The organism is Candidatus Abyssobacteria bacterium SURF_5 (assembly GCA_003598085.1).
GTDB lineage: Bacteria > Abyssobacteria > SURF-5 > SURF-5 > SURF-5 > SURF-5.
Map to the genome: position 1 here is coordinate 1 of QZKU01000074.1, position 11,072 is coordinate 11,072.

Sequence of the window (11,072 nt, forward strand, 5' to 3'; positions counted from 1 at the left end):
GGCTACCGCACATTTGAAACCTTTTCGCTTGCCCTTTATCACGTGCTCGGAGACCTTCCTATGCCACAATTAACCCACAAATTCTTGTGAGGAGCTTAATTTCTCTTGCCCGTCCGTGCACTCCCCATCCAACAATCACGGATCAGTGAATTCGCGGACGCTGCGCCCGCGGCGATAGAGCGCATCGGCCTCTTTTCCTTGACATGCAAATTGCTAATGCGTTAGCATCTGAAGAAGAGAGTCATAATGAGGGCGGGGAATATCCACTTTGAGGAGGAGATGATGAGGAATGCCGCAGACCTGCTCAGTCAACTGCAATGGGCGAGCGTAGTGGAATCCGGAGCGACTGTCATTCTGATCCTGCTCCTGGCTCTGGTCGCGCAGGCAGTGCTTCTGAAATTAATCAGCCACCTCGAGCAACGCCTGATCCGACAAAAAATGGCCGAAGGCGAGCCGCCGTCCGAATCCGCAAAGCGCGTGCAGACGCTCACCCGCCTCCTGCGGCAGGCGGCGTTGCTGGTCCTGTGGATTGCGGTCGGTCTTACCATTCTTCCGCAATTCGGAGTCGATATCGCACCGATTCTTGCCGGCGCAGGCATCGTTGGCCTTGCCGTCGGCTTCGGCGGCCAGAACCTGGTTCGCGACATCATCTCGGGATTCTTCATGATTCTCGAAGACCAGGTTCGAGTCGGAGACGTCGCCATTGTCAATGGCACGGGCGGTCTGGTCGAACAAATCAACTTTCGAACCCTCGTCCTCCGAGACCTCACGGGGACCCTGCACGTCTTTCCGAACGGCGCTATCTCAACGTTGAGCAACATGACCTACGGCTGGTCGGCATACGTTTTTGACGTCGGCGTCGCCTATAAAGAGAATACCGATCGTGTCGTCGAGATGCTGAAGAGAATCTGCGACGAGATGCGCAAAGACGAAACCTTCGGCTCCTGTATCATCGAGGATGCCGAAATCTACGGCGTCGACAAATTCGCTGACTCCGCCGTCATAATCAAGGGAAGAATCAAAACGAAGCCGATCCGGCAGTGGATGGTGGGCCGCGAGTTTCTCCGCCGTGTTAAAATCGCCTTCGACGAGAACGGTATCGAAATCCCGTTCCCGCACCAAACAGTCTATTTCGGCGAAGCAAGCAAGCCATTCGAGCTCAGGCTTCTCGAACTCGCTTCTGCGAAAGAAGCAGAACAAAATGACGAATTGGACAGGAAAGACGGATAGATTTACTAATCAAGAGAAAGCAAGCTCCTTCAAAGCAAAGCTAAGTATGCCTGCCAACAAACCGTAAATGGTGCTGCGTTCGCGAAAAAATGCCTCGCGCCATTCCCGACCAAACAACTTGTTCAGCTTCGGAAGAGGAATCCAGCGAGACGTTTCGGCGGCATATCTTGCATACTCATCCCCGAACCGCCGTTTGAGCAGGTCCTCTTCATAGATAACGATGAAGGAATAGAAGACAAAGCAGATGGACAGCGCCATGGGAACGAACCAGAGCATTTCCGATAGCACGCAGAATCCGGCGAGGGTCAGGTGGTTCCCTACGTAGAGCGGGTTTCTTATGAACGCATAGGGGCCGGAAACCACCAATCGGCGTGCTTTGTCTTTCCGCGTGCGGGCGCTTCGCCCGATATGCCGCATCGCCCATAATCGCAAAGCCTCGCCGGCGCATATGATTGCCGGTCCCGTCGTCCATACGACAAGGTCGTTCTCGTATTCCGAAAAAAACGCGCAGAGCAGGAACAGAAAGATGGGCGTCGCAATAAAATTGCGCGACCTGAAGAGAAATCGCCCGATCCTGACAGCGGCTTTCTTCCCGGCGTAGTCACCCGCAGAAATAAGACGTTCCGTCATTGCTTCTTATCCTCCCTTTCACATCATCGCCACAGTGCCAGGCACACCATCTCTCTACTGCCGATTTTCGCTTGCGCAATTGTCTCAAGCTTGCACTGAACGTCCCGGATGAGAGAATCCTGCTCCCGCGCCTGCAGGATCACAAGCAGTCTGTCTGTAGTTTCGAGCGCCTGACGCAACCCCCCTTCGGTATCGACCCTCGGAATAGTTCGATTCATATAAAAATGTATATTGGGACGATAGGTGCGGTAAAAGGCTATGCTATCGCTCTTGCCCGAGGCAGCCAGCACGTCGCTGCAAAACGGACGGGCGGACATGAAGTCGTCGGCCACCGGCGAAAGATGTCCGTATACATAGACGACCGCCAGAACGGTCGTCGCGATTACGCAAGCCAGCGCGGTCTTTGGAGGGCGGTCGCGACATACCAGACTTGCCGTGACAAGGATTGCCCAGAAAACGGCAACCGGTGGAACTGCAGAGATGATTGATCTGTTCGCGTGGTGATAGACATAAAGAACAATCACGGCGACGCCCGCACCGGAAACCAGAGCCGCGAGCGCCAAGGGAATGGAAAACGCCTTTCGCTCCCTCAGCCGCCCTTCACCGGGATTCGCATTAACCAGTGTCCATCCCAGAATCAGCCCTCCCGCCGGGAGCAGCGGCATCAGATATTGGCTTCTTTTCCCGGAGACAAAAGTGAAAAACAGAAAGACAGTCAAAAACCAAACCAGAATGAATCGAAGCCCTCCATTCGTACGCAGGTATCCGTTCTTTTTGAGGCGGTATGCGGCAAGTGGTAAAAATACCGACCAAGGGAAAAACTGCCACCATATCTCTCCGAGATAATAATGCCAGGGGCGTTGATGAGAATAGGATTCAATCATGCGCCCCAACGTTTGTTTCGTGAGAATGGAAAGTGAGGCATACGCTCCGCCGCTCCTCTGATAAGCCGAAAACCACCACGGCGCCACCATCGCGGCGACCAGAAGCAGACCGAATGCCGCCGCTCCAATAAACCACCAGATTTGTTTCCTTGCAGGCACGCCCCGAAACAGAATCTCTACAACTAAAAACACGAGCATGACAAGCGGCGGAATCGCGAATCCCACGGGTCCCTTGGTCAGAACGGCAGGCGTGATAAAGAGGAAACCGGCCAGGTAAAGGGCCGGCTTACTCTTTGCATAACCCACATAAAAGAGGGAAAGCGAGGCGAGAATGCTTAGGGCGAGGAGTGCGTCGAGCGCGCCTTCTCGCGCATTCACAAAAAATTGAGCGCTCGTTGCAGTGATGAGCGCTCCCCAAAAAGCTTCGTCCCGACCCATCAGCCCGCGTCCGAGGAAATAAGTGAGCAGAACGATAAGAGTGGCCGCCGTCGCCGACGGTATGCGAGCGGTGCTCTCCGTCACCTCGCCGCCAAGTTTCGAAAGGAGCGCCACAAGCCAGAAGTAGAGCGGCGGTTTCTCCGGATACACCTCTCCATTGAGGTGCGGGACAATCCATTCACCGGTCACGAGCATTTCCCTCGCAACTTGGGCGTATCTCGGCTCATCAGGGCTCCACAGAGAGCGGGCGCCTATGCCATAAAAGAAGAGGAAATATGCGGCCAAGAGTAGCGCAGCCACTTCGTTTGCCGTCCGAGATTTTGAATTCATTTCCGCATGCCCGGCGCCGGCGGGGCCTATGTGCTGAGCGAAATATGATTTCAAGAGTGCTTCTCCAGCGATGGTTTCGACCTAAAAATCAACATCAAATTGCGAATGTAGATGAAAGCGCCAAAGCTTTGGCCCAGAATGAAAACCGGGTCGCGCCGATAAACGGCGTATGCGAGAAGTATTGAACTTCCCAGCAAGCTGATATGCCAGAAGGCGACCGGGATAACGCTTTTTCCACAACGTTCGGAAGCCACCCATTGGACCAGAAACCGCAGTGAAAAGACTATTTGGCCGACAAAGCCGATGATTAACCACGCCCGCGTCATCCTTCCTCCTCGATTTCGTATCGGATGTGCCGTCGTTTCATCCACCTGACAGCCAGCAGATCAATAAAGGCCTTCATGATTCGGTTTCGGATGCCATATTTGGACACGCCCATCCTTCTCTCCCGATGATTTACGGGAACTTCCACAACGCGATAACCTTCCAACTTCACTAAGGTGGGCAGGAAACGGTGCATGCCTTCAAACAGCTTCAGCTGCTCGACACACTCCCTCTTATAGGCTTTCAGTGAACACCCCACGTCCACTATCTGTTCATCGCTGAGCTTGTTTCTGACGGAGTTTGCCACGCGACTGGATATTCTCCTCACAATGCTGTCGCGCCTTTTCCGGCGCCAGCCGCACACCACGTCATAGTCCTCGAGTTTCTCCAAAAGCCCGGGGATGTCGGCCGGATCGTTCTGCATGTCGGCGTCGAGCGTCACGAGAATGTTACCCCTGGCACACTTGAAACCGGCTGCCATCGCAGATGTCTGTCCGCAATTTTTTCTAAAACCGATGAAGCGGACCTCGTCAAACTCGCCGGCGAGTGAGCGCAAAACCTCGCGTGTGGCGTCAGTACTCCCGTCATCCACAAACAGAATCTCAAAGTCCTCTCCGAGATCTCGCATTGTTTGAAGAAGTTCGACAGTAAGCGGCCGCAGAGATTCGAATTCGTTGTAAGCGGGGATGATAACCGATATCATGTTCGCTCTGCCCTCGTTCCGCGTCCCGTGCATATCGAGGATTCGATGACGGATTCAATCGCCGCATTTTCAGCACTGGCGCCGCGGCTGATTCGCCCCCAACACTCTGATAAGATGGCGTCGCCTTTGATTATAGGAGGGACAATATTACGGAAAGATTACGGTTTTTTTCTAACTGGCAAGAATCAGGCCGCGCGTTTCTCAAAGAGAGTGATTGTGAGGATTGCGGGAGCTGTGAGGCGGGCGCTTACGCTCAGGCCGAGAACCCCGGCCAGCGATTTGACCAGGGATAGGCCCAGGCCGCTGTGGCTGTCGCCGGAGGAGCGGACTTCATCTTTCCGCCAAAACGGCTCGAACATGCAGCGCAAGTCGTCCTCTGACAGCCCTCGAACACTGTTGGATATGGAAAATGAGAACTCGCCGCCATGATTGCTCGCCACCCACCCGATCTTTCCGTTCTCGACGGAATGACTGGCGGCGTTCGAAAAGAGATTGTCGAGAATAATCTCCAGAAAATTCCTGTCGGTCACAATCGAAAGATTTTCCGGGACAGCGCCGAAGCCAATAATCCCACGAGACGCCGCCTCCTTCGCCCGCTTCTCCCAGAGCGACTCGATGAGTGGCCGTAGCTGAATCAAGTCCTTCTGCGGCTTCAATTGGCCTGCATGACAACGCGCCAATGTGAGCAGGTTCAGCACCGTGTCCTGCATTTCTTTTGCCGACTGAAGAATGTCCTCATAATTCTTCCGCTCACGCTCATTCAGATCGTCCGCGTATTTCAGGGCCACCTCGGACGCACAGCGTATTTCGCTCACCCGCGTGCGCAGCTCATGCGCCACATTCGAGGTGAATCGGCGCTCGCGCTCGAACGCGTCTTTGAGATTAGCGATGATGGCGTTCAGCGTTGTGGCGACACTGGCAAATTCCTTGATTTCCGGGACAGTGACCGGCGTCAGGTTCGCCGAGGAAATCGCCTGCACCTCTCGCTCGAAAACGCGCAGGGGCGCGAGGCCTCGCCAGATGACCACCCAGCCCAGCGCAAGCATGACGGCCAATTCGATTGTCAAAAGCGGCGCCGTGATCTCGAGTGTCTCCCGCAGCCGGATGCCGATGTAGCCCTGGCTCAAGCCCGCGATAAAGAGGCATTCGCTTTCACCGGAATCCATCGATGAGCCGGCATCACCAGCCGTTTCTATGCGAGCGAACTCGCGTAGCGCGGCGCAGCGTACCTTTTCGCCCTGAATGCGGGCCTTCCAGAAATAGGTTTTGCCGCGAGGAAACTCCTGCGGCGACATCGGCAATGACAGGTTCACATCCCTGAGCGATTCCGACCGTGCGATTTCCCTGCTGTCGCTGAGCCGGAGAATCAGGAAGTAAGCATTGGTGGAGCGGTCCTTCGACTCTCCAATGGATTCTTCGGCCAGATTCAACCCGGTCCCGCCGTCAGGACCAGCCAATCGCATGGCGACCAGGCTCGAAACATAGGCATCGACGCTCTTCTCGATCATCTTGACGAGAGAGCGCCGCCCCTTCTCGATGAAAATCAACTCCGTCAGGATGAAGACAACAACCGCCACAACGAACAGGGACAGCAACAGGCGGTTCTTAAGGCTCCTCGGTTTCAATCCCATGAAATCCTCTTCTACTCAATCAGATATCCTGCCTTTGACCGGGTCTTGATCAGGGACGGCTCCCCAGCCTCCCCCAGTTTTTTCCTCAGGGACGACACGGCCGCGTCGACCACGTTGCTCATCGGCTCCTTGCGCTCGTCGTAAATATGTTGTTCAATTTCAGCCCGGCTGACCACTGCGCCGCGCCGCAAGGCGAGCAGTTCGAGAAGATTGTACTCTCGCGGCGGCAGTTCGATTGATACGCCCCTGCGGCTTACGGTTCGTGTGGCTAGGTCAATCTGCAACTCGCCAATCGAGACGAAATTCTGCTTCACGCCGTATCGTCGGCGGATGAGCGCCCTCAACCGGGCAAGAAGCTCTTCGAACGCGAATGGCTTTACCAGATAATCATCCGCTCCCGCCTGCAATCCCTTGACCCTGTCTTCAACCGTGTCCTTTGCCGAGAGAATCAGCACGCTGGCCGGTCGCTGACTCTCGCGCAGCCGGCGCAACAGCGACAAGCCGTCCAGACCCGGCAGCATCAAATCGAGAATAATCACGTCGTAATCACAGGATTCGGCGAGCCAGAGACCTTCTTCGCCGTCACCGGTGGCGTCAACTTTGAAGCCCTCTTTCTTCAGCCCGAGAGAAACAGACCTTTGAAGCCGTTTCGAATCTTCTACCAGCAGAACTCTCATAGCGCCGGTGAATCCCCATCCGTAATGATACCAGTCCTAACCGTCGCGGTCACTCCCTCGCCTCATAAGCTTGATCCGGTGACCCAGCTAAAACTCCAACGCGCTTTTCAAGATAACGATGATTGCGGACACTGTCGCTGATTCATAAACGCGGAGAAAGGAGGTCGGCTGCCTTTGGCAGTGCATTCTCACTTTGCATCTAAAGGAATGGCAACAGGACACGCAAAACACTTGAAAAAGAGGAGTGTCTGTGACTGAGCAGCGTCCGTTTGGCCGCCCCAAAGGAGATATCTATTGGTGCGCCATTCAAAATCACGTCATAATTAAACTTTTTGGAAGGTCCTTCTTATGTCATCATTCCCTGCAAAACCGCCATGAAGTCGTTGAGCTGGGCCGCATATTCGGGCGAACCGTCCACCGCGACGCAGTTCTTTCCAACCGCCTCGACGAATTCTACTTCCTTGAGCAGCACCTTCATTGCGCCGTCAACCGTGTTGAACCGGAAATGGACGAACGGCCGGCGCCGCCGGTAGACGCCGCGTCCCGCCTTCGTCTTGCCAGCCTTCACACGCAGGTAAGCGGCAATCCCTTTCTCTTCCTCATACGGCTCGACCGTGAACTGATAAATGCGGTCCGGCTGTTTGCCAGTCCACTCCTTCATGCGCGCGTCGCCAAGCTTGTTGAAAACGCTCAGAGCCGTGGTGATCATGTACAGCGACATCTTCACCTTGAGGTAACGCTTCTGCGCGTCCTTCGGGCGCGCATTCGGCATCATCAGTTTCAGGCTCATCAGAAGCTTGAACACCTTGAGCAAAAGACGCAGGTTCTTCAGCCCTCCCTTGATCTTGGGAAGGACCGTTCCGCCGGTCAACATCGTGTTCATCTTCTGGACCGAGGAAAAGTGGAAGGTGATATCGGGGTTCTCGGAAATGCCTTCGGCGGTCGAAAACCGCCCGCGATCAAAAGTGAGGTAGGCCCCCACTTTCGCACCGCCGTTGTCAGCGGAGAACTGGACTGCTCCCTTCTCGTTCTCGAAGAGCTTCCTCATCTTCTCGTCATCGACCAATGGTACCTTCATCACCGGGAAAGCGGCTCGAAAAAAAAGCCGGGCTGTCATGATATCCTGTTCAGATGTTCCCATCTCAGACCTCGTCTTCCCAGTCTTCGTCTTCTTCGAATTCGATTTTCATTACTTGCCGGATCGTGTCCACAATCCCATTTGAATCCAGCTTATAGTGAGCATACAGGTCTTCCGGATATCCAACCTCGCTGTAGGTGTCCGGAAGCCCTATTTTGCGGAAGGCGCATCCCTTGCCGCTCTCGGCGATTACGTCGGCTACCGCGCTCCCCAAACCGCCGAGCATGTTGTGCTCCTCGACGGTGATAACCCTGCGGGTTTCGGTCAGAGCCTTCATGATCGCATCGCGGTCGATCGGTTTGATGGTGTGCATGTTGATCACGCGCACGGAAAGACCATCCGCCTCTTCCAGCGTCCGGGCCGCCTCGACCGATTGCAGCACGCCTATCCCGCAGGTAATGATCGCAAGGTCGCTGCCCTCGCGCACCGTGTGCGCCTTTCCAATCTTGAACCCGTAATTCTCGTTCTCATAGAAAGGCGGCTCGAATCCGCGCCCGATCCGCATATACACGGGACCGGGAATGTCCACGCACGCCCGCACCGCGTTCGCTGTTTCCGTCCCGTCAGCCGGAACGATTACCGTCATGTTCGCGAAGCTTCTCATGATGGCGATGTCTTCGGTGCAGTGATGGGTCGTGCCGGCCGCCCCAAAGCTGATGCCTGAGTGGGTGGCGATGATCTTCACCGGCAGCTTCTGATAGCAGATGTCGGTGCGCACCTGTTCGGCGGCTCGCATGGCCGCAAACACGGCAAACGTGCTGGCAAATGGAATCAACCCCATCTTTGCCATGCCCGCCGCGACCCCCATCATATTCTGCTCGGCTATGCCCATGTTGAAGAACCGGTCGGGATGCCCCTTCTCAAAAAATGCAATGGCCGTGGATTTAGCCAGGTCGGCCGATAAGCCCACGATCCTGGTATCGGTTTTTCCCATTTCCGCAAGGACGCGCCCGTAAATCTCGCGCGCCGACATTGTTGCGGCGTCATAGCAAGTCCAGGTTGTTCCGGTTCCGTCGCTCATACGCCCACTCCTCGCAGCAGCGCCTCATACATTTTCTCTATAGAGGCATGTGCTTTCTCTTTCAACGCAGCGTCCACCGAGCCATAATGCCAGGGAACCTGATTCTCCATAAAATCGACTCCCTTTCCTTTTACTGTGCTGGCCAGTACAGCCACCGGCTTATCCTGTGCGGCAAGCGCCTTCTCGATGCCCTCGGCAAGCGAATCCATATTATGTCCGTCCACTGTCACGACATCCATGCCGAACGCCTTGAGCTTGTCCGCCAGCGGCTCAACTCCCATCACCTTTTCGGTTGGACCGTCGATCATCAGGCCGTTTCGGTCAATGACAGTTATCAGATTCGTCAGCTTGAATTGAGCGGCTGCCATCAGCGCCTCCCAGACGGTCCCTTCATTACACTCGCCATCCCCAAGTACGCAGTACACCTTCACGTTCTTCCCCAAAACGCGCGCCCCAAGCGCCATACCCACAGCCATCGATAAGCCGTGCCCGAGCGAACCGGTGGATGCATCGCACCCGCACACCTTGCACGAGTCAGGATGCATTCCGAAGGGGCTCTTGAACTTATTGAAGGTCTTCAGTTCCTCAGTGTCGAAAAAGCCGCGCCGAGCAAGCACCGGTGCGTATGCCACCGCAGCATGTCCCTTGCTCAACACAAGACGGTCCCGGTCTTCCCAACACGGGTCTTTCGGGTTTATGTTCAAATACTTGAAATAGAGGATGGTCAGGATATCGATTACACTCAATCCTCCACCAATGTGGGCTCCGCCCGCCCAACTGGTCATATCAACAATATCCTGCCGGAGCTGTTTGGCTTGGGCATACAGCTTCTGCCGTTCCTCTGCGGTTAGCGCCATAAGCTTTCTCCTTGTCCTCGATCGGTCTCCGATCGGCCACTACCCGACCTGTTTTCATCAAAATGAGAAACACTTGATCTCATCTGTCCCAAAGTATATACCATTGTCGACTTTTTTCAAAACAGGGCGGTCCCTGATGAGCAACTCAAGGCCGGAACACACAGTCCGTCTGATCGGAGGTGGAGGAATAGGGGAAAGCCCGGCAGATCGGCGGACCCCATGATACACCCGCGGGCAAATGTGCAGACTCAGGCGGAGCGGAAATTGTACATTATGGGGATTTTGAGGTCGGGATTACACGGAGAATTCTTATAGCCCAGATCGGCGGAAATGGTCTCGGTAACCTTCGAAGAGACCAGCATGAAATTCATCTCCTGGTCGAGACAACTTACCTTCCTCCCCGTTTCAAAGAAAAAATCGAACCCGCGCTTAAAACTGCCTTCGCCGCGCTCCCACAGGGCCTCGGCCACCTGTTCATACTCAAATGCGCTTACCTCAAGGCCGCGGCGGTCGTGCAGGAAAACCACCCCGAGATCAACCGGCTCATCCGAAGCCTGATTCGCAATAACGAGAACATTTGAAAGCGCATCCGCTTCATCAAGATTGAATGCCTCGGCGGCAGGCAAATATCGTTTTCCCCAAAATGCTTCATTCAACTGCGACCGGGCAACGACCTTATCAAAATAGGCGTCCAGGCAAATAGAGCTTAGCACATTTTTGGAATACTCCAGTTTGGCGGAACTGACGACGACGTGGCGATAACCCTTGTCGATCATCCTGTTCAGAGCGCGGATGAGATCCTTTCGCAGAACATAGCTGTCCTGCGGGTGAGGAGCTTTTCCGCCGCCTCGAGCGGATACCAGATTGCGGAAAAATCCGAGCGTTTCATCGAGGTCCCAGCAAATGACTCTCGGCTTTTCCATAATTACCCTCAGAGCACCCTTTGTTCACCCAAGACGGAATAAATTATACCACGTTTTTTGAAAAATCAAGAACTTGAGTATACTCTTCTATAATTTTCTGTTACAACTGTCCACGATTTCAAAAACTTTCAGTCCACGGTTTTGGCCATAATCCGTTCCTCCGAAAAAAACCGCTGTCGGCGCGCGCGCCAGCGATTCCGCAAACCGGGTGGGGAATTCCCACATAAGTTCTTGAGTTGCCTTAAGTAATCCCACCAGCAGATTTCTTGAGCAAAGTCGCGATCAA

The 11,072-nt window shown here is 54.6% G+C and carries 11 protein-coding genes; 1 reads left to right on the top strand and 10 read right to left on the bottom strand.

Annotation, left to right across the window (positions count from 1 at the left end; genetic code table 11):
- Positions 1-282 precede the first annotated feature (282 nt).
- Positions 283-1,230, top strand: coding sequence for a mechanosensitive ion channel family protein (locus C4520_10840; GenBank protein RJP20767.1), 948 nt, complete (start codon positions 283-285; stop codon positions 1,228-1,230).
- A 9-nt stretch (positions 1,231-1,239) separates the two neighbouring features.
- On the opposite strand, the gene C4520_10845 is transcribed toward C4520_10840, so the two are convergent.
- From C4520_10845 to C4520_10890, 10 genes are all read right to left on the bottom strand, one after another.
- Complete coding sequence (locus C4520_10845) at positions 1,240-1,860, bottom strand: isoprenylcysteine carboxylmethyltransferase family protein (protein ID RJP20757.1); 621 nt, start codon at positions 1,858-1,860, stop codon at positions 1,240-1,242.
- A 23-nt stretch (positions 1,861-1,883) separates the two neighbouring features.
- Positions 1,884-3,566 (bottom strand): glycosyltransferase family 39 protein, encoded by a 1,683-nt coding sequence (locus C4520_10850; protein RJP20758.1) that lies wholly within the window; start codon positions 3,564-3,566, stop codon positions 1,884-1,886.
- On the bottom strand, positions 3,563-3,838 hold the full coding sequence (locus C4520_10855; protein RJP20759.1) for a hypothetical protein: 276 nt from the start codon (positions 3,836-3,838) through the stop codon (positions 3,563-3,565). The genes C4520_10850 and C4520_10855 overlap by 4 nt, the downstream gene beginning before the upstream one ends.
- Entirely contained in the window at positions 3,835-4,572 is a 738-nt protein-coding gene (locus tag C4520_10860) for a glycosyltransferase (GenBank protein RJP20760.1), read from the bottom strand. Before C4520_10860 ends, C4520_10855 begins: the two co-directional genes overlap by 4 nt.
- Before the next feature lie 152 nt (positions 4,573-4,724).
- A complete protein-coding gene (locus C4520_10865; GenBank protein ID RJP20761.1) occupies positions 4,725-6,170 on the bottom strand; it encodes a HAMP domain-containing protein in 1,446 nt (481 codons plus the stop codon).
- Between the two features lie 11 nt (positions 6,171-6,181).
- A complete protein-coding gene (locus C4520_10870) occupies positions 6,182-6,847 on the bottom strand; it encodes a DNA-binding response regulator (GenBank protein RJP20762.1) in 666 nt (221 codons plus the stop codon).
- A gap of 346 nt (positions 6,848-7,193) precedes the next feature.
- Positions 7,194-7,988, bottom strand: a complete 795-nt coding sequence (locus tag C4520_10875; protein RJP20763.1) for a hypothetical protein — start codon at positions 7,986-7,988, stop codon at positions 7,194-7,196.
- Position 7,989: 1 nt separating this feature from the next.
- Complete coding sequence (locus C4520_10880; protein ID RJP20764.1) at positions 7,990-9,006, bottom strand: transketolase family protein; 1,017 nt, start codon at positions 9,004-9,006, stop codon at positions 7,990-7,992.
- A complete protein-coding gene (locus C4520_10885; protein ID RJP20765.1) occupies positions 9,003-9,863 on the bottom strand; it encodes a transketolase in 861 nt (286 codons plus the stop codon). The genes C4520_10880 and C4520_10885 overlap by 4 nt, the downstream gene beginning before the upstream one ends.
- Before the next feature lie 248 nt (positions 9,864-10,111).
- Complete coding sequence (locus C4520_10890) at positions 10,112-10,786, bottom strand: HAD family hydrolase (GenBank protein ID RJP20766.1); 675 nt, start codon at positions 10,784-10,786, stop codon at positions 10,112-10,114.
- Between the last annotated feature and the right edge of the window lie 286 nt (positions 10,787-11,072).

Bases quoted from the DNA above. Each gene is read 5' to 3' on its own strand.
- C4520_10840 (RJP20767.1), top strand. From the start codon at position 283: ATGAGGAATGCCGCAGACCTGCTCAGTCAACTGCAATGGGCGAGCGTA.
- C4520_10845 (RJP20757.1), bottom strand. From the start codon at position 1,860: ATGACGGAACGTCTTATTTCTGCGGGTGACTACGCCGGGAAGAAAGCC.
- C4520_10855 (RJP20759.1), bottom strand. From the start codon at position 3,838: ATGACGCGGGCGTGGTTAATCATCGGCTTTGTCGGCCAAATAGTCTTT.
- C4520_10860 (RJP20760.1), bottom strand. From the start codon at position 4,572: ATGCACGGGACGCGGAACGAGGGCAGAGCGAACATGATATCGGTTATC.
- C4520_10865 (RJP20761.1), bottom strand. From the start codon at position 6,170: ATGGGATTGAAACCGAGGAGCCTTAAGAACCGCCTGTTGCTGTCCCTG.
- C4520_10870 (RJP20762.1), bottom strand. From the start codon at position 6,847: ATGAGAGTTCTGCTGGTAGAAGATTCGAAACGGCTTCAAAGGTCTGTT.
- C4520_10875 (RJP20763.1), bottom strand. From the start codon at position 7,988: ATGGGAACATCTGAACAGGATATCATGACAGCCCGGCTTTTTTTTCGA.
- C4520_10880 (RJP20764.1), bottom strand. From the start codon at position 9,006: ATGAGCGACGGAACCGGAACAACCTGGACTTGCTATGACGCCGCAACA.
- C4520_10885 (RJP20765.1), bottom strand. From the start codon at position 9,863: ATGGCGCTAACCGCAGAGGAACGGCAGAAGCTGTATGCCCAAGCCAAA.
- C4520_10890 (RJP20766.1), bottom strand. From the start codon at position 10,786: ATGGAAAAGCCGAGAGTCATTTGCTGGGACCTCGATGAAACGCTCGGA.